The following is a 22,178-nucleotide window of genomic DNA, read 5'->3' as shown; positions in this document are numbered from 1 at the left end:
CACCTCTGCCACCATGGGCCTGCATACCGGCCCCGACACTAGTGCAGCGACGCATCGGCCCTGTGCGGGTCATGCGGCCCTGAACGGGAGTTGCACCGACGTTTCACAGTCCCGCCCGACACGGTCCGCCGGACCCGGACCCGGGCCCGGGACCGGCCGCCCCTCAGAGTGCCAGTTCGAACCGGTGGCCCGTGCGCCCCGTCGGCGTCTCGAACGTCTCCGCCAGGGTCATGCCGAGGCGGTGGGTCACCGCGATCGAACGCTCGTTGCGGGCGTCCACCATCGCCACCACACGGGGCACCCCGGTCTCCCGCAGCCGGTCCAGGGTCAGCATCGCGGCGGTCGTGGCATAGCCCCGGCCCCAGTACGCCCGGCCCAGCCGCCATCCGATCTCGATCGCGCCCGTCGGACCCCACGGCTGCTCCCAGGGCTGGGCCCCGGTGAAGCCGGCCACCTCGCCCGCGCCGTCCGTCATCGTCCACAGGCAGAAGCCCCGCTCGGCGTCGTGCCGGCGCTGGCGGGCGGTCAGCTCCTCGTACACCGACAGCTCGGCCGACCTGCCCCCGTGGAACTCCATGACGTCCGGGTGGTCGAACACCCGGTGCCACGCGAAGGCGTCCTCGTGCGTCGGAACACGCAGATCGACGACGGGCAGATCTCGGCTCATGGGCTGGCCCTTCGGCTGGCTGATCGGTACCGCTGAATAGACTGCCCATGTCCGTGCCGGACGGCACACCATTTCCGAACCTTGGGGAGTACCCGCCGTGACCGAACCCCAGCCCCTCACCGAACACAGCGCTGATGTGATCGTCGTCGGGGCAGGCCCGGCGGGCTCCACGACCGCGTACTACCTGGCCAAGGCGGGGCTGGACGTGCTGCTCCTGGAGAAGACGGCCTTCCCCCGGGAGAAGGTCTGCGGCGACGGACTCACCCCGCGCGCCACCAAGCAGCTCGTCTCCATGGGCATCGACATCTCCGAAGAGGCCGGCTGGCTGCGCAACAAGGGCCTGCGCATCATCGGCGGCGGCGTCCGCCTCCAGCTGGACTGGCCCGATCTCGCCTCGTACCCGGACTACGGACTGGTCCGCAAGCGCGACGACTTCGACGAGCAGCTGGCCCGCCAGGCACAGAAGGCGGGCGCCCGGCTGTACGAGCGCTGCAACGTCGGCGCCCCGATCGTCGACGACCGCACCGGCCGCATCACCGGGGTGCACGCCAAGCTCGGCGAGGAGAAGACCCCGGCCACCTTCCACGCCCCGCTCGTCGTTGCCGCCGACGGCAACTCCACCCGGCTGTCGCTCGCCATGGGCCTGCACCGCCGTGAGGACCGCCCGATGGGTGTGGCCGTGCGGACGTACTTCACCTCGCCGCGCCACGACGACGACTACCTGGAGTCCTGGCTGGAGCTGTGGGACCGCCGCGGTCCGCAGGACCGGCTCCTGCCCGGCTACGGCTGGATCTTCGGCATGGGCGACGGCACGTCCAACGTCGGCCTGGGCATCCTCGACTCCTCCTCCGCCTTCCGGGAGCTGGACTGGCGCGAGGTCCTCAAGGCGTGGTGCGCCTCCATGCCGGAGGACTGGGGCTACACGCCGGAGAACATGACGATGCCGATCCGCGGCGCCGCCCTCCCGATGGCCTTCAACCGTCAGCCGCACTACACCAAGGGGCTGCTGCTCGTCGGTGACGCGGGCGGCATGGTCAACCCGTTCAACGGCGAAGGCATCGCGTACGCCATGGAGTCGGGCCAGATCGCCGCGGACGTCATCGTGCAGGCCCACGCCCGTACGACCCCGGCCCAGCGCGAACTGGCGCTGAACAACTACCCGAAGGTGCTCAAGGAGACCTACGGCGGCTACTACACGCTGGGCCGCGCCTTCGTGAAGCTGATCGGCAACCCGAAGGTCATGAAGATCGCCACCCAGCGCGGTCTGACGCACCCGCTGCTGATGAAGTTCACCCTGAAGATGCTCGCCAACCTGACCGACCCGACGGGCGGCGACGCGATGGACCGCATCATCAACGGCCTGTCGAAGGTGGCCCCGAAGGCCTGAGCCGACCCCCGGACCCGGCCACGGCCGTGCTCAGTCGATGAGCGCGGCCGTGACCGGCCCTTTTGCTGTACGTGCACCCACGGAGGAGCAGCCGTTGCCCCGTGGGCGCCGGCGGTCACGCCGTGGTGATCGGGCGCCGTCGCAGCACCCCTTCGCGGAACGGGCCGGCCCGCACGGCACCGACGTCCCCCGCGCCGATGTCGTGTTTCAGCGGGTCCGGGCCGGGAGCCGGGCGGCGCCGGGCACGGCGAAGGGCCGTCGCTCCCGGGCGAGCGGGGGAGCGACGGCCCTTCGCCGTCTTCACATGTTCCGGCACACGCTCACGCGCGCTTGTGAATCAGAGAACACGCACCGCGCCCGACGGCGGGTCGTAGGACAGCGGGCGCTGCACCACACCGGTGCTGGAGTTCTGTGCCCCGACGAACTGGCCGTCGCCCACGTAGATCCCGACGTGGTACGCGCTGCCCGCGCCGCCCCAGTACAGGATGTCGCCCGGCTGGAGGTTGCTCAGGGAGACCTGGGTGCCGGCGGTGGACTGGGCCTGCGAGACGCGCGGCAGGTCGACGCCGACCGAACGGAACGCGGCCTGGACGAGGCCGGAGCAGTCCCACGAGTTGGGGCCGGTGCCGCCGGAGACGTACGCGTCGCCGACCTGGGCCTGCGCGAACGCGACGACGGACGCGGCGGAGCCGGTCGCGCTCGACGAGGAGGTGGAGAAGGACGCGGCGACGGCGGCGGAGCCGGAGGACGCGCTGAGCGTCGTGCGCTCGGCCGTCCGGGAGGCGCGCTCGGCGGCCTCCGCCTTGGCCTTGGCGGCCGCCTCCGCCTTCTTCCTGGCCTCCGCCTTGCGGACCGCCTCGGCCTTGGCCTTCTTGGCGGCCTTGGCCGCGGTGGTGGCCGCGGCGTCCTCCTGGGCCTGCATCTGCAGGTCCTGGGCCACCTGCTGCGTGGCCTGAGCGGACGCGGCGACGGCGGTGGAGAGCCCGGAGGTGAGGGTGGGCATCTCGATGGTCTGGGACGCCGCCGGCTCGGCCTGGGCCGGACCGGCTGCGCCGGCGACCGCGATCGTGCTGAGGACGCCACCGGCAACTCCGGTCCGCAACGCCGTCTTCGGCGCGTTCCGGCGGGGCTTCCGGTGGCTGCGTATGTGAGCGGTGTGGGACATGAGTACTAGCGCTATCAGGGCTCCGGGGTCCCCATCAAGAAACGTGTGTTGCGACACAGTTACGTTCGGAATCTGTGAATCCGCTTTCTGTAGACCCTTATTGACGGCGTAACGGGCAAAACGGACTCACCCCGACAACGCTGTGATCACGGACTTTCGCCAATACGCCCGAAATGCCCGCCACTTACCATCCGTTCACGTTGTTGGCCAAGCCCCGTTTATATGACGGTGTGTGAGGAGTGACGCAGGTCACCCTGCGGGTGTCGCGCGAGGGAGGGGTGGGTGGGTCCGGCTTCCGGGGGAGCGACCGGAGCGAGTGGAGCCGTCCGTTCGTCCGGAAGATCACTCATGAGTGGACACGTCCACTTTGCTCCTGGGAACCCCTCGTGCGAGTGAGCCCGGAAGGGTCAGAGTGGGGCAGATGCCCTTATCACGTACGGGTCGCCCATTGCCAATTTGCTTCTACGGGTATCTGATTGTTATTGGGAACAACGCTTTGACCAGCGCTAACAGCATCAGATATCACCTCTCGTAACCGCTCGGCCGCTTTGCGTATGAAGATCACCGCTCAGGCGGCTTCGCGAGCCTTCGCCGGGTGGTGGAGATCACAAACTCACTGTCGTACCCCGTGTCGCAGATCACAGGATGGCGGGCATAAGATGCGGGGCAGTCGGGCTTGTGAACTGCCTCACATGTACACGATCTTGGTGGGGTGGCGAGCCGAATCGCCCGATGCGGTCCAACGGTCAAGGACGACTGGAAGGAGCGAGGAGCGTGAATGCCTACACGCCCATCCTCGTGCTCGGCGCCCTCGGGGCAGGGTTTGCGATCTTCTCCGTGGTCATGGCCACGCTTATCGGCCCAAAGCGGTACAACCGAGCAAAGCTCGAAGCGTACGAGTGCGGTATCGAACCCACCCCCACTCCAGCCGGAGGCGGCCGCTTCCCCATCAAGTACTACCTGACGGCGATGCTCTTCATCGTCTTCGACATCGAGATCGTCTTCCTCTATCCCTGGGCGGTCACCTTCGACGCCCTGGGGATCTTCGGGCTCGTGGAGATGTTGCTCTTCGTGCTCACCGTCTTCGTCGCCTACGCGTATGTGTGGCGTCGCGGCGGCCTGGAATGGGACTGAGGGGCTGAGGGACACACCATGGGACTCGAAGAGAAGCTGCCCAGCGGCTTCGTGCTGACCACTGTCGAGCAGGCCGCCGGCTGGGTACGGAAGTCCTCCGTCTTCCCCGCCACCTTCGGCCTGGCCTGCTGCGCCATCGAGATGATGACGACCGGCGCCGGGCGCTACGACCTGGCCCGTTTCGGGATGGAGGTCTTCCGCGGATCGCCGCGGCAGGCGGATCTGATGATCGTGGCAGGGCGGGTCAGCCAGAAGATGGCGCCCGTCCTGCGGCAGGTCTACGACCAGATGCCGAATCCCAAGTGGGTGATCTCCATGGGGGTTTGTGCTTCATCGGGCGGAATGTTCAACAACTACGCCATTGTTCAGGGTGTTGATCACATTGTCCCGGTTGATATCTATTTGCCGGGCTGCCCGCCGCGGCCCGAGATGCTGATGGACGCGATCCTCAAGCTCCACCAGAAGATCCAGGGCTCCAAGCTCGGGGTCAACGCGGAGGAGGCCGCCCGGGAAGCGGAGGACGCGGCACTCAAGGCACTGCCCCTGATCGAGATGAAGGGGCTGCTGCGGTGAGCGAGAACCTCAACCACGACGAGCAGAACGGCAACGCCGTCCCCGCACCGCGCGACGAGTCCGGCGAGGTCATCGGCGTACGCAGGGGCATGTTCGGCGCCAACAACGGCGGCGACACCTCCGGCTACGGCGGCCTCGTCCGCACGGTGACCCTGCCGGGCGCCACGTCCCGTCCGTACGGTGGCTGGTTCGACGAGGTCGCCGACGAACTCGAAGGGGCCCTGGAGGAACAGGACCTGCTCCCCGGCAACGCCATCGAGAAGACGGTCGTCGACCGTGGCGAGATCACCTTCCACATCGCCCGGGAACACCTGGTCCAGGTCGCCCGCACCCTGCGCGACGACCCGGCGCTGCGCTTCGAGCTCTGCACGGGTGTGAGCGGGGTCCACTACCTCGGCGACAAGGGCCGCGAGCTGCACGCCGTCTACCACCTGCGCTCGATCACGCACGGCCGGCTGATCCGCCTGGAGGTGTCGGCCCCGGACGGCGACCCCCACATCCCGTCCCTCGTCACCGTCTACCCGACCAACGACTGGCACGAGCGCGAGGCCTACGACTTCTTCGGGCTGGTCTTCGACGGACACCCCGCCCTCACCCGGATCATGATGCCGGACGACTGGCAGGGCTTCCCGCAGCGCAAGGACTATCCGCTCGGCGGCATCGCCGTCGAGTACAAGGGCGCCCAGATCCCGGCTCCGGACCAGCGGAGGTCGTACTCCTGATGACTGCTTCCCACGCAACGCCTCGCGCCACGACCGAGGGGACTGTATATACAGTCACCGGCGGCGACTGGGACGAGGTCGTCGAGTCCGCGGCCAAGGCGGACGACGAGCGCATCATCGTCAACATGGGCCCCCAGCACCCGTCCACGCACGGGGTGCTCCGGCTGATCCTGGAGATCGACGGCGAGACCGTCACCGAGGCCCGCTGCGGCATCGGCTACCTCCACACCGGCATCGAGAAGAACCTCGAATTCCGGAACTGGACCCAGGGCACCACCTTCGTGACGCGCATGGACTACCTGACGCCGTTCTTCAACGAGGCGGCGTACTGCCTGGGCGTCGAGAAGCTCCTCGGCATCGAGGACCAGATCCCCGACCGGGCCGGCATCCTGCGTGTGCTCCTGATGGAGCTCAACCGGATCTCCTCGCACCTGGTGTGCATCGCCACCGGCGGCATGGAGCTCGGCGCCACCACGATCATGATCTACGGCTTCCGCGACCGTGAACTCGTCCTCGATCTCTTCGAGCTGATCACCGGCCTGCGGATGAACCACGCGTTCATCCGGCCCGGCGGACTCGCCCAGGACCTGCCGCCCGGCGCGATCGACCAGCTCCGCGAGTTCGTGAAGACCATGAAGAAGAACCTGCCGGAGTACGACAAGCTCGCCACCGGCAACCCGATCTTCAAGGCCCGTATGCAGGACGTCGGTTATCTCGACCTGACCGGCTGCATGGCCCTCGGCGCCACCGGTCCGATCCTGCGCTCCGCCGGACTCCCGCACGACCTGCGCAAGACCGACCCCTACTGCGGGTACGAGACCTACGACTTCGACGTCCCCACCGCCGACAGCTGCGACGCCTACGGCCGCTTCCTGATCCGCCTGGAGGAGATGCGCCAGTCGCTCCGGATCGTCGAGCAGTGCATCGACCGGCTGGCCCCCGGGCCGGTGATGGTCGCCGACAAGAAGATCGCCTGGCCGGCCCAGCTCGCTCTCGGCCCGGACGGGCTCGGCAACTCGCTCGACCACATCAAGAAGATCATGGGCACCTCCATGGAGGCCCTGATCCACCACTTCAAGCTGGTGACCGAGGGCTTCCGCGTCCCCGCCGGACAGACGTACGTCGCGGTCGAGTCGCCCAAGGGCGAACTCGGCGCCCATGTCGTGTCGGACGGTGGCACCCGCCCCTACCGGGTCCACTTCCGCGACCCGTCCTTCACCAATCTCCAGGCCATGGCGGCGATGTGCGAGGGCGGCCAGGTCGCCGACGTCATCGTCGCCGTCGCGTCCATCGACCCCGTGATGGGAGGCGTCGACCGGTGACCGAAGCACGTCAGGAAGTCAGTCTGGGGATGCCGCAGCTCCCCGCCCCCGCCTACCCGGCCGAGGTGCGCGCCAGGCTCGAAGCGGACGCGAAGGAGGTGATCGCCCGTTACCCCGACAGCCGCTCCGCGCTGCTTCCGCTGCTGCACCTGGTGCAGTCCGAGGAGGGCTACGTCTCCCGTACGGGCATGGCGTTCTGCGCCGAGCAGCTCGGCCTCACCACCGCCGAGGTCACCGCCGTCGCCACCTTCTACACGATGTACCGGCGCGGGCCGAGCGGCGACTACCAGGTCGGTGTCTGCACCAACACCCTGTGCGCGGTGATGGGCGGCGACGCGATCTTCGACCGGCTCAAGGAGCACCTCGGAGTTGGAAACGCTGAGACCACCGAGGACGGCAAGGTCACCCTCGAACACATCGAGTGCAACGCGGCCTGCGACTTCGCCCCCGTGGTGATGGTCAACTGGGAGTTCTTCGACAACCAGACGCCCGAGAGCGCGACCCGCCTGGTCGACGACCTGATCGCCGGGCGCACCGTCGAACCCACCCGCGGCGCTCCGCTGTGCTCGTACAAGGAGACGTCCCGGATCCTGGCCGGCTTCCCCGACGAGCGCCCCGGCGCCGTCGAGGCGTCCGGCGGCGCCGGCCCCGCCTCGCTGGTGGGCCTCCGCCTCGCCAAGGGCGAGGAGCCGCACCCGAAGGTCGTGTCCCCGCGCGGCGAGCAGCCCCGCGGCGAGCAGCCGCACGACCCGTCGCCGTCCGAGCACCTCGGCTCGCACGACGCACCGCAGCAGACCTCGGCCTTGGACCCGGACCACCCGGCCGGTCCCGACGCCAAGGAGGGGGAGTGATGACGTTGGCAGCCGAGATCAACGGAAGCGGAAACGGCGGCAGCCCCGAGAAGCTGCTCGCCCCCGTCCTCTCCGCCTTCTGGGACGAACCGGAGTCCTGGACCCTGGCCACCTACCAGCGGCACGAGGGGTACGAGGGGCTGCGCAAGGCCCTCGCCATGTCGCCGGACGAGCTCATCGCCTACGTCAAGGACTCCGGTCTGCGCGGCCGCGGCGGCGCGGGCTTCCCCACCGGGATGAAGTGGCAGTTCATCCCGCAGGGCGACGGCAAACCGCACTACCTGGTCGTCAACGCCGACGAGTCGGAGCCCGGGACCTGCAAGGACATCCCGCTCCTCTTCGCCAACCCGCACTCCCTCATCGAGGGCATCGTGATCGCCTGCTACGCGATCCGTTCCTCGCACGCCTTCATCTATCTGCGCGGTGAAGTCGTGCCCGTACTGCGGCGGTTGCACGAGGCCGTGCGCGAGGCCTACGAGGCCGGCTTCCTCGGGAAGAACATCCTGGGCTCCGGACTCGACCTCGAACTCACCGTGCACGCCGGCGCGGGCGCGTACATCTGTGGCGAGGAGACTGCGCTGCTCGACTCGCTCGAAGGGCGACGCGGCCAGCCCCGGCTGCGGCCCCCCTTCCCCGCGGTCGCCGGTCTGTACGCCTGCCCCACCGTGGTGAACAACGTCGAGTCCATCGCCTCGGTGCCCGCGATCCTGAACCGGGGCAAGGACTGGTTCAAGTCGATGGGCAGCGAGAAGTCCCCGGGCTTCACGCTGTACTCGCTCAGCGGCCACGTGGCGAGCCCCGGCCAGTACGAGGCCCCGCTCGGCATCACGCTGCGCCAGCTGCTCGAGATGAGCGGCGGCATGCGCCCCGGTCACCGGCTGAAGTTCTGGACGCCGGGCGGCTCGTCGACCCCGATGTTCACCGACGAGCACCTCGACGTGCCGCTCGACTACGAGGGCGTCGGCGCCGCCGGATCCATGCTCGGCACCAAGGCGCTCCAGTGCTTCGACGAGACGACCTGCGTCGTGCGCGCCGTCACCCGCTGGACCGAGTTCTACGCCCACGAGTCCTGCGGCAAGTGCACACCCTGCCGCGAAGGCACCTACTGGCTCGTGCAGTTGCTCCGCGACATCGAGGCGGGCAAGGGCCAGATGGGCGACCTCGACAAGCTGAACGACATCGCCGACAACATCAACGGCAAGTCCTTCTGCGCGCTGGGTGACGGCGCCGCCTCGCCGATCTTCTCCTCGCTGAAGTACTTCCGCGAGGAGTACGAGGAGCACATCACGGGCCGCGGCTGCCCCTTCGATCCCGCCAGGTCCACGGCCTGGGCCGACGACAAGAACGCTCACCAGGGGGTGAACGCATGACAGTCACCACGAGTGCGCCCTCCGGGGGCGGCGAGGCGGCCCTTCCGCCCGAGGACCTCGTCACGCTGACGATCGACGGCATCGAGATCAGCGTGCCCAAGGGCACCCTGGTCATCCGGGCCGCCGAACTGCTCGGCATCGAGATCCCGCGCTTCTGCGACCACCCGCTCCTCGACCCGGCAGGCGCCTGCCGGCAGTGCATCGTCGAGGTCGAGGGCCAGCGCAAGCCGATGGCGTCCTGCACCATCACCTGCACCGACGGCATGGTGGTGAAGACGCAACTCACCTCGCCCGTCGCCGAGAAGGCCCAGAAGGGTGTGATGGAGCTGCTGCTCATCAACCACCCGCTGGACTGCCCGGTCTGCGACAAGGGCGGCGAGTGCCCGCTCCAGAACCAGGCCATGTCGCACGGCGGCGCCGACTCCCGCTTCGACGGAAAGAAGCGGACGTACGAGAAGCCCGTCCCGATCTCCACCCAGGTGCTGCTGGACCGGGAACGCTGCGTGCTCTGCGCGCGCTGCACCCGCTTCTCCAACCAGGTGGCGGGCGACCCGATGATCGAGCTGATCGAGCGCGGCGCGCTCCAGCAGGTCGGTACGGGCGAGGGTGATCCGTTCCAGTCGTACTTCTCCGGGAACACCATCCAGATCTGTCCGGTCGGGGCACTGACCTCGGCCGCGTACCGGTTCCGCTCCCGGCCCTTCGACCTGGTGTCGTCGCCCTCGGTGTGCGAGCACTGTGCGGGCGGCTGCGCCACCCGCACCGACCACCGGCGCGGCAAGGTCATGCGGCGGCTCGCCGCCGACGACCCCGAGGTCAACGAGGAGTGGATCTGCGACAAGGGCCGCTTCGGGTTCCGTTACGCGCAGCAGCGGGACCGGCTCACCACTCCGCTGGTGCGCAACGCGGACGGTGTCCTGGAACCGGCCGGCTGGCCCGAGGCGCTGGCCGCCGCGGCCACCGGTCTGGCCGCCGCGCGCGGCCGGGCGGCGGTCCTCACGGGCGGCCGGCTGACGGTGGAGGACGCGTACACGTACAGCAAGTTCGCCCGGGTCGCACTGGACACCAACGACATCGACTTCCGGGCCCGGGTGCACAGCGCCGAGGAGGCCGACTTCCTGGCCGCCCGTGTCGCCGGCCGCGGCCGGGACCTCGACAGCTCGGGTGTCACGTACACCTTGCTGGAGAAGGCCCGGACGGTCCTGCTGGTCGGGTTCGAGTCGGAGGAGGAGGCGCCCGGTGTCTTCCTGCGGCTGCGCAAGGCGCACCGCAAGCACGGACAGCGCACCTACGCCGTCGCCTCGCACGCCACCCGCGGCCTGGAGAAGGCGGGCGGCACCCTGCTCCCCGCCGCCCCCGGCACCGAGACCGAGTGGCTGGACGCGATCGCGGGCGGCGTCGGACTCGACGGCGACGGTGCCGTGGCGGCCGAGGCGCTGCGCGGCGGAGACGCCGTGATCGTCGTCGGCGAGCGGCTGGCGGGCGTGCCCGGCGGGCTGACCGCCGCGCTGCGAGCCGCCACTGCGACCGGGGCCACCCCGGTGTGGATTCCGCGGCGGGCCGGCGAGCGCGGTGCGCTGGAGGCCGGCGCGCTTCCGTCGCTGCTGCCCGGCGGCCGTCCGGCGACCGACCCGCGGGCCCGGGACGAGGTGGCGGCCGTCTGGGGCGTCGCCGAACTCCCGTCCCGCTTCGGCCGCGACACCGGCCAGATCGTGGAGGCCGCGGCCACCGGCGAGCTGGGCGCCCTGCTCGTCGCCGGGGTCGAGCCCGCGGATCTGCCGGACCCGGCCCGGGCCCTGGAGGCGCTGGACCAGGTCGGCTTCCTGGTCTCGCTGGAGCTGCGGCCCAGCGAGGTGACCGAGCGGGCCGATGTGGTCTTCCCGGTTGCCGCGGTGGCCGAGAAGGCCGGCACCTTCCTCAACTGGGAGGGCAGGGCCCGGATGTTCGCCGCGGCGCTGAAGCCCGAGCAGATGACCCGGACGCTCGCCCCGACCGACGCCCGGGTGCTGCACATGCTGGCCGACGCCATGGACATCCCCCTGGCGCTGCCGGATCTGACCTCCGTACGCCGGGAGTTGGAACAGCTCGGCGGCTGGAGCGGTACGCACGCCACCGACCCGAACGAGCCGGCGCGGCCGCTCCCCAGGCCCGGCGACGGCGAGGCGATCCTCGCCGGTCACCGGATGCTGCTCGACCAGGGCCTCCTCCAGCAGGGCGACGACGCGCTGGCCGGTACCCGGCACGCCTCGGTCGCCCGGCTCTCCGCCGCCACCGCGGCCGAGACCGGCGTCAAGGACGGTGACCTGCTGGCCGTCACCGGCCCGGCTGGAAGCGTCGAACTCCCGTTGAAGATCACCGACATGCCGGACCGGGTGGTCTGGGTGCCGCTGAACTCCGTCGGGCGGGGCGTTCCGGCCGACACCGGTGCCCGGACCGGCGGTCTGGTCCGGATCGGCCCCGCCGCCCCGGGCACTCCCGACATCACACCGGAGGTGGGGGCGTGACTGCCTTCGCTCAACTGGCCGCGGCACCGGACCGCGCCGTACTCGCCGCCGAGGATCTGTCGATGTTCGGCACCGACCCGTGGTGGCTCGTCGTCGTCAAGGCGGTGTTCTGCTTCGCGTTCCTGATGGTGACCGTGCTCTTCTCCATCGTGTGGGAGCGCAAGGTCGTCGCCTGGATGCAGCTGCGCATCGGCCCCAACCGGCACGGTCCCTGGGGCATGCTCCAGTCGCTCGCCGACGGCATCAAGCTGATGCTGAAGGAAGACGTCGTCGTGCGCCGCGCCGACAAGGTCGTGTACGTGCTCGCGCCGATCGTCGCCGCGATCCCGGCGTTCATGGCGATCGCGGTGATCCCGTTCGGCCCGTCCGGCAACGAGGTCTCGATCTTCGGGCACCGTACGGCGATGCAGCTCACCGACCTGCCGATCGCGATGCTCTACATCCTCGCGGTCGCCTCGGTCGGGATCTACGGCATCGTGCTGGCGGGCTGGTCGTCCGGGTCGACGTACCCGCTCCTCGGCGGGCTGCGCTCCTGCGCACAGATGATCAGTTACGAGATCGCGATGGGCGCGGCGTTCGCCTCGGTCTTCCTCTACTCCGGGTCGATGTCGACCTCGAAGATCGTGGAGGCGCAGCAGGACCGCTGGTTCATCCTCCTGCTGCCGGTCTCCTTCATCATCTACATCGTCACGATGGTCGGCGAGACCAACCGGGCCCCGTTCGACATGCCGGAGTCCGAGGGCGACCTGGTCGGCGGCTTCAACACCGAGTACTCGTCGATCAAGTTCGCGATGTTCATGCTCGCCGAGTACGTCAACATGGTCACCGTCTCCGCGGTCTCCACGACGCTGTTCCTGGGCGGCTGGCGGGCCCCGTGGCCGATCAGCACCTTCTGGGAGGGCGCGAACCACGGCTGGTGGCCGATGCTCTGGTTCGTCCTCAAGGTCCAGCTGCTGCTGTTCTTCTTCATCTGGCTGCGCGGGACCCTGCCCCGGGTCCGCTACGACCAGCTGATGAAGCTCGGCTGGAAGGTCCTGATCCCGGTCTCCGTGGTCTGGCTGATGCTGGTCGCGACGGTGCGGGCGCTGCGCAACGAGGGGTACGACTTCTCGAAGATCGTGCTGTACGTGGCCGGGGCCGTGATCGTGGTCCTGCTGCTGTCCTTCGTCGCCGACATCTTCCGCGACAAGAAGGGCGGCCTGGGCGCCGAGGCGGAAGCGGGACCGCCGCCCGAGTTCGACCCGATGGCGGGCGGGTTCCCGGTGCCGCCGCTGCCCGGACAGACCCTGCCGCCGGTGCCGCGCCGCAGGCCGCGGGGCGAGCGGGAGCTCGTCGCCAGCGGTGGTGCGGACACGGGCAGTGACAGCAGTCGGAAGGGCGGAAGTCCGAGCGACGGAAAGGAGGCTGACGGTGTCTGAGTCATCAGAACCCTCGGGAGAGAAGTTCCAGAACCCGGTGGCCGGCTTCGGCGTGACCTTCAAGGCCATGTTTAAGAAGCGGTTGACCGAGCAGTACCCGGAAACCCAGAAGGTGACGGCGCCGCGCTTCCACGGCCGGCACCAGCTCAACCGTCACCCGGACGGGCTGGAGAAGTGCGTCGGCTGCGAGCTGTGCGCCTGGGCCTGTCCCGCGGACGCGATCTACGTGGAGGGCGCGGACAACACCGACGAGGAGCGCTACTCCCCGGGTGAGCGCTACGGCCGCGTCTACCAGATCAACTACGCGCGCTGCATTCTCTGCGGTCTGTGCATCGAGGCGTGCCCCACCCGGGCGCTGACGATGACCAATGAGTTCGAACTCGCCAACACCACCCGCGCGAGCCTCATCTACACCAAGGACGAGCTGCTCGCCGGCCTGGAGGAGGGCATGGTCGACACCCCGCACGCCATCTACCCCGGGATGGACGAGCAGGACTACTACCGGGGGCTGGTCACCGGGGCCGCTCCCGGCACGGAACGCCAGATCGCCGTGTCCAAGGGCGAGAAGCCGTCGGACGACGCCTCCGGCAACGGCGGCAACGGGAACAACGGCTCGGCGCAGGAGGTGGGCGCATGACCGGCCTGGCCGCGGCGGCCTCCCAGACCTCGACGGGGGAGGCCGTCCAGTTCTGGGTGCTGGGCATCGTCGCCGTGTTCGGCGCGTTGTCCACCGTCCTCATGAAAAAAGCCGTGCACAGCGCGCTGAGCCTCGCCGGGACCATGATCGTCCTGGCGGTGTTCTATCTGGCCAACGGCGCCTACTTCCTGGGCGTCGTCCAGATCGTCGTCTACACCGGCGCGATCATGATGCTGTTCCTCTTCGTGGTCATGCTCGTGGGTGTCACGGCGGCCGACTCGCTCAAGGAGACGCTCAAGGGCCAGCACTGGCTGGCCGCGGGCTGCGGAATCGGCTTCGGCGTCCTCCTGATCGCGGGCATCGGCAACGCCTCGCTGCACAGTTTCAACGGGCTCGAAACCGCGAACGCCGCGCACGGCGGGAACGTCGAGGGGCTGGCCAACCTGGTCTTCACCAAGTACGTCTTCGCCTTCGAGATCACCGGCGCCCTGCTGATCACCGCGACGGTCGGCGCGATGGTGCTCACCCACCGGGAGCGCACCGAACGGGCCAGGACCCAGCGGCAGTTGTCCGAGGAGCGCGTGCGCGGCCAGCACATGCCGCCGCTGCCTGCCCCCGGCGTCTACGCCCGGCACAACGCCGTGGACATCCCGGGTCTGCTCCCGGACGGCACCCCGGCCGGGCTCACCGTCATGCAGACGCTGCGCAACCGCGGGCAGATCCGCGACGTCTCGGAGGAGTCGCTGGAGCAGCTCAAGGCGTTGACGCGGCGCTCCGAGAAGCGGCTCGGCCGTGACAACGAAGGGGAGGAGGTCAGCAAGTGAATCCGGTCAACTACCTCTATCTCGCGGCCCTGTTGTTCACCATCGGGGCGTCCGGGGTGCTGATCAGGCGGAACGCGATCGTGGTCTTCATGTGCGTGGAGCTGATGCTCAACGCCTGCAACCTCGCGTTCGTGACCTTCTCCCGGATGCACGGCAATCTCGACGGGCAGATCATCGCCTTCTTCACGATGGTCGTCGCCGCCGCCGAGGTCGTGGTCGGGCTCGCGATCATCGTGTCGGTGTTCCGTTCCCGCCACTCGGCCTCGGTCGACGACGCCAGCCTGATGAAGCTGTAAGGGGACGTTGAATCGTGGAGAACCTGATTGCGCTGCTCGTCGCGGCGCCTCTGCTCGGAGCCGCGGTCCTGCTCTGCGGCGGCCGACGGCTGGACCGCTCCGGACACTGGGTCGGCACCGTGCTCGCCGCGGTGTCGTTCGTCATCGGCGCCGTGCTCTTCTTCGACATGCTGGGGAAGGGTGCGGAGGACCGGGCGCTGCACCAGAAGCTGTTCAGCTGGATCCCGGTCGAGGGCTTCCGGGCCGACGTGGCCTTCCAGCTCGACCAGTTGTCGATGACCTTCGTGCTGCTGATCACCGGTGTGGGCACCCTGATCCACATCTACTCGATCGGCTACATGGAGCACGACGAGCGCAGGCGCCGCTTCTTCGGCTATCTGAACCTCTTCCTCGCGGCGATGCTGATCCTGGTCGTCGCCGACAACTACCTGCTGCTGTACGCCGGGTGGGAGGGCGTCGGTCTGGCGTCGTACCTGCTGATCGGTTTCTGGCAGCACAAGCCCAGCGCGGCCACGGCCGCCAAGAAGGCGTTCCTGGTCAACCGGGTCGGCGACATGGGCCTGTCGATCGCGATCATGCTGATGTTCACCACCTTCGGCACCTTCGCCTTCGGTCCCGTACTGGCGTCGACCGGGGAGACGAGCGAGGGCAAGCTGACGGCGATCGGCCTGATGCTGCTGCTCGCGGCCTGCGGCAAGTCGGCCCAGGTGCCGCTGCAGTCCTGGCTCGGTGACGCGATGGAGGGCCCGACCCCGGTCTCGGCCCTCATCCACGCCGCGACCATGGTGACGGCGGGCGTCTACCTCATCGTCCGGTCCGGCGCGATCTTCAACGCCGCGCCGGACGCCCAGCTGGTCGTCGTGATCGTCGGCGCGGTCACCCTGCTCTTCGGTGCGATCGTCGGTTGCGCGAAGGACGACATCAAGAAGGCCCTCGCCGGGTCGACGATGTCGCAGATCGGCTACATGATCCTGGCCGCCGGGCTCGGCCCGATCGGCTACGTCTTCGCGATCATGCACCTGGTGACGCACGGCTTCTTCAAGGCCGGGCTCTTCCTCGGCGCCGGTTCGGTCATGCACGGCATGAACGACGAGGTCGACATGAGGAAGTTCGGCGGCCTCAGGACGTACATGCCGGTCACCTTCGTCACCTTCGGCCTCGGCTATCTGGCGATCATCGGCTTCCCCGGTCTGTCCGGCTTCTTCTCCAAGGACAAGATCATCGAGGCGGCCTTCGCCAAGGGCGGCACCGAGGGCTGGATCCTCGGCTCGGTGGCCCTGCTGGGCGCCGCGATCACCGCGTTCTACATGACGCGCGTGATGCTGCTGACGTTCTTCGGGGAGAAGCGCTGGCAGCCGGACGCGGAGGGCAACGAACCGCATCCGCACGAGTCCCCGAAGTCGATGACCATCCCCATGATCGTCCTGGCCTTCGGCTCGGTCTTCGCCGGTGGACTCTTCTCCATCGGCGACCGCTTCCTGAACTGGCTGGAGCCGGTCACCGGACACAGCCACGGACACTCCCCGGTCGGCGCCGCCACCGTCACCGCGGCCACCATGGTGGTCCTCGCCGCCGGTGTCGCTCTCGCCTGGGCGATGTACGGACGGGCGCCGGTACCGGTCGTCGCCCCGCGCGGCTCGCTGCTCACCCGGGCCGCCCGCCGCGATCTCCTCCAGGACGACTTCAACCATGTCGTGCTGGTCCGCGGCGGCGAGCACCTCACCCGGTCCCTGGTGTACGTCGACCACACCCTGGTCGACGGCGTCGTCAACGGCACGGCCGCCACCATGGGCGGGCTCTCCGGCCGGCTGCGCAGGCTGCAGAACGGCTACGCCCGCTCCTACGCGGTCTCGATGTTCGGCGGTACGGCGGTCGTCATCGCCGCGACCCTGCTGATGAGGGCGGTCTGATCACATGTCCTTTCCCCTCCTGACAGCGACGGCCGCGCTCCCGGCGATCGGTGCGATCGCCACCGCCGCCGTCCCGGCCGCCCGGCGCACCGCCGCCAAATGGACGGCGCTGCTCTTCTCGCTGGCCACGCTCGTCCTGGCGGGCATCGCGCTCGCCCGCTTCGAGCCGGGCGGCGCCCGCTACCAGCTCACCGAATCGCACGCCTGGATCGCGGAGTTCGGCGTCCGGTACGAACTGGGCGTGGACGGCATCGGGCTGGCGCTCATGGCGCTCACCGCGCTGCTGATCCCCTTCGTCGTCCTGGCCGGCTGGCACGACGCCGATCCCCTGGAGAACACGTCCTCGCGCTGGCGCCCGACCCAGGGCTTCTTCGCCCTGATCCTGGCCGTCGAAGCGATGGTGATCCTCTCCTTCGAGGCCACCGACGTCTTCCTCTTCTACATCCTCTTCGAAGCCATGCTCATCCCGATGTACTTCCTCATCGGCGGCTTCGGGGACCGGGCACACGCCGGCAGCGACGAGAACGCGGCGGCCCAACGCTCGTACGCCGCCGTGAAGTTCCTCCTCTACAACCTGGTCGGCGGCCTCATCATGCTGGCCGCCGTGATCGGGCTGTACGTGGTCGCGGGGACGTTCTCGCTCTCCGAGATCGCCGAGGCGCGGGCGAACGGCTCACTCTCCATGGCGACCAGCACGGAGCGCTGGCTGTTCCTCGGGTTCTTCTTCGCCTTCGCGGTGAAGGCCCCGCTGTGGCCGCTGCACACCTGGCTGCCCAACGCCATGGGCGAGGCGACCTCCCCGGTCGCCGTCCTGATCACCGCGGTCGTCGACAAGGTCGGCACCTTCGCGATGCTCCGCTTCTGCCTCGGGCTCTTCCCGGAGGCCAGCAAGTGGGCCACCCCGGTGATCATCGTCCTGGCGCTGATCAGCATCGTGTACGGGGCGCTGCTCGCCGTCGGCCAGCGCGACATCAAGCGGCTGATCGCCTACGCCTCGATCTCGCACTTCGGCTTCATCATCCTGGGCATCTTCGCGATGACCAGCCAGGGCCAGTCGGGCGCCACGCTCTACATGGTCAACCACGGGATCTCGACCGCCGCGCTGATGCTGGTGGCGGGCTTCCTGATCACCCGCCGCGGCTCGCGGCTCATCGCGGACTACGGCGGGGTGCAGAAGGTGGCGCCGGTCCTGGCCGGCACCTTCCTGATCGGCGGTCTGGCGACCCTGTCGCTGCCCGGCCTCGCCCCGTTCGTCAGCGAATTCCTGGTCCTGGTCGGCGCGTTCAGCGCGTACCCGGCGGCGGGCATCATCGCCACGACCGGCATCGTGCTCGCCGCGCTGTACGTCCTCGTCCTGTACCAGCGGACGATGACGGGCCCGGTGAAGGCCGAGGTCCAGGGCATGGCGGACCTCAAGGTCCGGGAGCTGGTGGTGGTCCTCCCGCTCATCGCGCTGCTGCTCTTCCTGGGTGTCTATCCGAAGCCGCTGACCGAGATCGTCAATCCGGCGGTGCAGCACACCATGTCGGACGTCCAGAAGAAGGACCCCCAGCCTGAGGTGGAGGCCGCCAAGTGAGCGCAACAGCTGTCCACAGTCTGTGGACGACGGCGGGCGGGATGACATCGGCCGCCCCGGCCGAGAAGTTCAAGGCGCCGGTCATCGAGTACACCCAGCTGACCCCGGTCCTCATCGTGATCGGTGTCGCCGTCGTGGGCGTACTCGTCGAGGCCTTCGTGCCGCGCCGGGCCCGCTACTACACGCAGGTCTTCCTGACGGTCGTCGCCCTCGCCGCCGCGTTCGCCGCGGTCGTCGGCCTGGCGGCCGGCGGGTACGGCACCACGAAGGCGCACATCGCCGCGATGGGCGCCCTCGCGATCGACGGGCCGACGCTCTTCCTGCAGGGCACCATCCTGCTGACCTCACTGGTCGCCGTCTTCACCTTCGCCGAACGGCGGCTCGACCCGGACGCGCATGGCAGCCACGTCGACTCGTTCGCCGCACAGGCCGCCGCGGTCCCCGGCAGCGACAGCGAGAAGGCCGCGGTCAGGGCCGGGTTCACCACCACCGAGGTCTTCCCGCTGCTGCTCTTCTCGGTGGCGGGCATGCTGGTCTTCCCGGCGGCCAACGACCTGCTGACGCTCTTCGTGGCCCTGGAGGTCTTCTCCCTCCCGCTCTACCTCCTGTGCGCCGTCGCCCGCCGCAAGCGGCTGATGTCGCAGGAGGCCGCGGTGAAGTACTTCCTGCTCGGCGCCTTCTCGTCGGCGTTCCTGCTCTTCGGGATCGCCCTGCTCTACGGATACTCCGGCTCCGTCTCGTACGCCGCCATCGCGAAGGTGGTCGACGGCTCGGTCACCCAGATCGACCCGGCGCTCGCCGACACCATGGGCAACGACGCGCTGCTCCTGATCGGCGGCGCGATGATCCTGACCGGTCTGCTCTTCAAGGTCGGTGCCGTCCCGTTCCACATGTGGACCCCGGACGTCTACCAGGGCGCCCCGACCCCGGTCACCGGCTTCATGGCCGCGGCCACCAAGGTCGCCGCGTTCGGTGCGCTGCTGCGCCTGCTGTACGTGGTGCTGCCGGGGCTCGCCTGGGACTGGCGGCCGGTCATGTGGGGCGTCGCGATCGTCACGATGCTGGGCGGTGCGATCGTCGCGATCACCCAGACCGACATCAAGCGGCTGCTCGCCTACTCCTCGATCGCGCACGCCGGCTTCATCCTCGCCGGTGTCATCGCGACCACCCCGGACGGCATCTCGTCGGTCCTCTTCTACCTGGGCGCGTACTCCTTCGTGACGGTCGGCGCGTTCGCCGTCGTGACCCTGGTGCGCGACGCGGGCGGCGAGGCGACGCATCTGTCGAAGTGGGCCGGGCTCGGCCGGCGCTCCCCGCTGGTCGCCGCGGTCTTCGCGGTGTTCCTGCTGGCCTTCGCCGGTATCCCGCTCACCTCCGGGTTCGCCGGTAAGTTCGCCGTCTTCAAGGCGGCGGCGGACGGCGGCGCGGGCGGCCTGGTCGTGGTCGGTGTGATCTCGTCGGCGATCGCCGCGTTCTTCTACATCCGGGTCATCGTGCTGATGTTCTTCAGCGAGCCGAAGGCGGACGGCCCGACGGTCGCCGTCCCGTCCCCGCTGACGATGACGACGATCGCGGTCGGGGTGGCGGTCACCCTGGTGCTGGGCCTGGCGCCGCAGTACTTCCTGGACCTGGCGAGCCAGGCCGGAGTCTTCGTGAGGTAGCGCACACCCGCACCGCCGCAATGCGGCCGGGACAACGCCGGACGGGCCTGAGAAGTCAAGCCCGTCCGGCGTTGTCGTGGGCGGCGCCTATCGTGGCAGGGGACGGTGCAGGACGGACGGACCGCGGAGAACCGGATGATGGGTGCGACAGGCGGAACCATGGATGTGACCGGAAGCGATGCGCAGCAGACGCTGCGCCGGGTGTTCGGATACGAGGCGTTCCGCGGTGAGCAGGAAGCCATCGTCGACCATGTGGTGGCGGGCGGGGACGCCATCGTGCTCATGCCGACCGGTGGCGGGAAGTCCCTCTGCTACCAGATCCCGTCCCTCGTCAGGCCCGGTACGGGCGTCGTCGTCTCCCCGCTGATCGCCCTGATGCAGGACCAGGTGGACGCGCTGCGGGCGCTGGGTGTCCGGGCCGGCTTCATCAACTCCACGCAGGACTTCGACGAGCGCCGCTCGATGGAGGCCCAGTTCCTCGCCGGCGAGCTGGACCTGCTCTATCTGGCCCCGGAGCGGCTCCGCCTGGACTCCACCCTCGGTCTGCTCTCGCGCGGCGAGATCTCCGTCTTCGCGATCGACGAGGCGCACTGCGTGGCCCAGTGGGGCCACGACTTCCGCCCGGACTACCTGGCCCTCTCCGTCCTCGGCGAGCGCTGGCCGGACGTGCCGCGCATCGCCCTGACGGCGACCGCGACGAACGCCACGCACCAGGAGATCACCCAGCGCCTGGGCATGCCGGACGCGAAGCACTTCGTCGCCAGCTTCGACCGGCCCAACATCCAGTACCGGATCGTGCCGAAGGCCGACCCGAAGAAGCAGCTGCTCACCTTCCTCAAGGAGGAGCACGCCGGTGACGCGGGCATCGTCTACTGCCTGTCGCGCAACTCCACCGAGAAGACCGCCGAGTACCTCTGCCGCAACGGCATCGAGGCCGTCCCGTACCACGCGGGCCTGGACGCGGGCATCCGCGCCGCCCACCAGTCCCGCTTCCTGCGCGAGGAGGGGCTGGTCGTCGTCGCGACCATCGCCTTCGGCATGGGCATCGACAAGCCGGACGTACGCTTCGTCGCCCACCTCGACCTGCCGAAATCGGTCGAGGGGTACTACCAGGAGACCGGCCGCGCCGGGCGGGACGGGCTGCCGTCCACGGCCTGGATGGCGTACGGCCTGCAGGACGTCGTCCAGCAGCGCAAGCTCATCCAGGGCGGCGAGGGCGACGAAGCCTTCCGCCGCCGTGCGGCGTCCCACCTCGACTCGATGCTGGCCCTGTGCGAGACACCGCAGTGCCGCCGAAGCCGCCTCCTGACGTACTTCGGTCAGGAGCCCACCGCCGCCTCGTGCGGCAACTGCGACACCTGCCTCACCCCGCCCGAGACCTGGGACGGCACGGTGGCCGCGCAGAAACTCCTGTCGACCGTGGTGCGGCTGAAGCGGGAGCGTGGGCAGAAGTTCGGCGCGGGCCAGATCATCGATATCCTGCTCGGCCGCAAGACGGCGAAGGTCATCCAGTTCGACCACGACCAGCTCTCGGTCTTCGGCATCGGTGAGGAGCTGACCGAGGCCGAATGGCGCGGAGTCGTCAGGCAGTTGCTCGCCCAGGGGCTGATCGCGGTCGAGGGCGACTACGGCACGCTGGTGCTGACCGAGGAGAGCGGCTCGGTGCTCGGGCGCCAGCGCGAGGTGATGCTGCGCAAGGAGGCGCCGAAGCCCGCGTCGCGCTCCACCAAGGGGGAGCGCCGGACGAAGTCCCAGGCGGTCGCCGCCGAGTTGGCGCCCGAGGCGGTCCCGGTCTTCGAGGCCCTGCGGGCCTGGCGGGGTGCCCGGGCCAAGGAGCAGGGCGTCCCGGCGTATGTCATCTTCCACGACGCGACGTTGCGGGAGATCGCCGCGGCGCGGCCGGACTCGGTGTCCGCGCTGGGCGGCATCAGCGGCCTGGGCGAGAAGAAGCTGGCGACGTACGGGGAGGGAGTGCTGGAGGTGCTTGCGACCTTCACCGGTGTTGCTGCCGACAGTGCTGCTGCCAACGGTGCTGCGACGGCGCCGGAAGCCGGGGCGACCCCGTCTGCCGCACGGGTCCCGTCGTCGGCCGCACCTGACGACGACCCGGAGTTCGGCTGGGACGAGGAGCCGCCGGAGTACGAGTGAGTCCGGCGGCGGG

18 protein-coding genes are annotated in these 22,178 nt (G+C 69.3%); 16 read left to right on the top strand and 2 right to left on the bottom strand.

Features of this window, described 5'->3' with window-relative positions:
* Positions 1–163: 163 nt before the first annotated feature.
* The gene (locus AB0L71_RS04500; RefSeq protein WP_365237703.1) at positions 164–667 is read right to left on the bottom strand and encodes a GNAT family N-acetyltransferase; all 504 of its coding nucleotides are present in this window, start codon (positions 665–667) and stop codon (positions 164–166) included.
* A gap of 97 nt (positions 668–764) precedes the next feature.
* On the opposite strand from AB0L71_RS04500, the gene AB0L71_RS04495 reads away from it, so the two are divergent.
* On the top strand, positions 765–2,054 hold the full coding sequence (locus AB0L71_RS04495; RefSeq protein WP_365237700.1) for a geranylgeranyl reductase family protein: 1,290 nt from the start codon (positions 765–767) through the stop codon (positions 2,052–2,054).
* A gap of 337 nt (positions 2,055–2,391) precedes the next feature.
* On the opposite strand, the gene AB0L71_RS04490 is transcribed toward AB0L71_RS04495, so the two are convergent.
* Positions 2,392–3,219, bottom strand: coding sequence for a C40 family peptidase (locus AB0L71_RS04490; protein WP_365237698.1), 828 nt, complete (start codon positions 3,217–3,219; stop codon positions 2,392–2,394).
* Between the two features lie 774 nt (positions 3,220–3,993).
* Here AB0L71_RS04490 and AB0L71_RS04485 point away from each other — a divergent pair.
* The 15 genes from AB0L71_RS04485 to recQ all read left to right on the top strand — a co-directional run bounded on the left by AB0L71_RS04485 (position 3,994) and on the right by recQ (position 22,165).
* On the top strand, positions 3,994–4,353 hold the full coding sequence (locus tag AB0L71_RS04485) for an NADH-quinone oxidoreductase subunit A (RefSeq protein WP_365237695.1): 360 nt from the start codon (positions 3,994–3,996) through the stop codon (positions 4,351–4,353).
* Between the two features lie 18 nt (positions 4,354–4,371).
* Entirely contained in the window at positions 4,372–4,926 is a 555-nt protein-coding gene (locus AB0L71_RS04480; RefSeq protein WP_030926341.1) for an NADH-quinone oxidoreductase subunit B family protein, read from the top strand.
* Positions 4,923–5,648: an NADH-quinone oxidoreductase subunit C gene (locus AB0L71_RS04475; protein WP_365237692.1), complete on the top strand. Its 726-nt coding sequence runs from the start codon at positions 4,923–4,925 to the stop codon at positions 5,646–5,648. The genes AB0L71_RS04480 and AB0L71_RS04475 overlap by 4 nt, the downstream gene beginning before the upstream one ends.
* A complete protein-coding gene (locus tag AB0L71_RS04470; RefSeq protein ID WP_365237689.1) occupies positions 5,648–6,970 on the top strand; it encodes an NADH-quinone oxidoreductase subunit D in 1,323 nt (440 codons plus the stop codon). Before AB0L71_RS04475 ends, AB0L71_RS04470 begins: the two co-directional genes overlap by 1 nt.
* 29 nt (positions 6,971–6,999) lie before the next feature.
* Positions 7,000–7,821 carry an NADH-quinone oxidoreductase subunit NuoE gene (nuoE, locus tag AB0L71_RS04465; RefSeq protein WP_365238349.1) on the top strand — a complete coding sequence of 274 codons (822 nt, stop codon included), beginning with the start codon at positions 7,000–7,002 and terminating at the stop codon, positions 7,819–7,821.
* Entirely contained in the window at positions 7,818–9,191 is a 1,374-nt protein-coding gene (gene nuoF / locus AB0L71_RS04460) for an NADH-quinone oxidoreductase subunit NuoF (RefSeq protein WP_365237687.1), read from the top strand. The genes nuoE and nuoF overlap by 4 nt, the downstream gene beginning before the upstream one ends.
* Entirely contained in the window at positions 9,188–11,695 is a 2,508-nt protein-coding gene (locus tag AB0L71_RS04455; protein WP_365237685.1) for an NADH-quinone oxidoreductase subunit G, read from the top strand. Before nuoF ends, AB0L71_RS04455 begins: the two co-directional genes overlap by 4 nt.
* Positions 11,692–13,113, top strand: coding sequence for an NADH-quinone oxidoreductase subunit NuoH (gene nuoH / locus AB0L71_RS04450; RefSeq protein WP_365237682.1), 1,422 nt, complete (start codon positions 11,692–11,694; stop codon positions 13,111–13,113). The genes AB0L71_RS04455 and nuoH overlap by 4 nt, the downstream gene beginning before the upstream one ends.
* Positions 13,106–13,750: an NADH-quinone oxidoreductase subunit NuoI gene (gene nuoI, locus AB0L71_RS04445; RefSeq protein WP_365237680.1), complete on the top strand. Its 645-nt coding sequence runs from the start codon at positions 13,106–13,108 to the stop codon at positions 13,748–13,750. The genes nuoH and nuoI overlap by 8 nt, the downstream gene beginning before the upstream one ends.
* On the top strand, positions 13,747–14,574 hold the full coding sequence (locus AB0L71_RS04440) for an NADH-quinone oxidoreductase subunit J (protein WP_365237679.1): 828 nt from the start codon (positions 13,747–13,749) through the stop codon (positions 14,572–14,574). Before nuoI ends, AB0L71_RS04440 begins: the two co-directional genes overlap by 4 nt.
* Positions 14,571–14,870: an NADH-quinone oxidoreductase subunit NuoK gene (gene nuoK / locus AB0L71_RS04435; RefSeq protein WP_365237676.1), complete on the top strand. Its 300-nt coding sequence runs from the start codon at positions 14,571–14,573 to the stop codon at positions 14,868–14,870. Before AB0L71_RS04440 ends, nuoK begins: the two co-directional genes overlap by 4 nt.
* 14 nt (positions 14,871–14,884) lie before the next feature.
* Positions 14,885–16,780 carry an NADH-quinone oxidoreductase subunit L gene (gene nuoL, locus AB0L71_RS04430; RefSeq protein ID WP_365237674.1) on the top strand — a complete coding sequence of 632 codons (1,896 nt, stop codon included), beginning with the start codon at positions 14,885–14,887 and terminating at the stop codon, positions 16,778–16,780.
* Between the two features lie 4 nt (positions 16,781–16,784).
* Complete coding sequence (locus AB0L71_RS04425) at positions 16,785–18,356, top strand: NADH-quinone oxidoreductase subunit M (protein WP_365237671.1); 1,572 nt, start codon at positions 16,785–16,787, stop codon at positions 18,354–18,356.
* Positions 18,353–20,017 (top strand): NADH-quinone oxidoreductase subunit NuoN, encoded by a 1,665-nt coding sequence (gene nuoN / locus AB0L71_RS04420; RefSeq protein WP_365237668.1) that lies wholly within the window; start codon positions 18,353–18,355, stop codon positions 20,015–20,017. The genes AB0L71_RS04425 and nuoN overlap by 4 nt, the downstream gene beginning before the upstream one ends.
* A gap of 159 nt (positions 20,018–20,176) precedes the next feature.
* Positions 20,177–22,165 (top strand): DNA helicase RecQ, encoded by a 1,989-nt coding sequence (gene recQ, locus AB0L71_RS04415; RefSeq protein WP_365237666.1) that lies wholly within the window; start codon positions 20,177–20,179, stop codon positions 22,163–22,165.
* Positions 22,166–22,178: the final 13 nt, after the last annotated feature.

It is taken from the genome of Streptomyces sp. NPDC052052 (assembly GCF_040680455.1).
Classification (GTDB): Bacteria; Actinomycetota; Actinomycetes; order Streptomycetales; family Streptomycetaceae; genus Streptomyces.
Note: the sequence above shows the minus strand (reverse complement) of the source record. Positions and strands in the feature narration are given on the sequence as shown.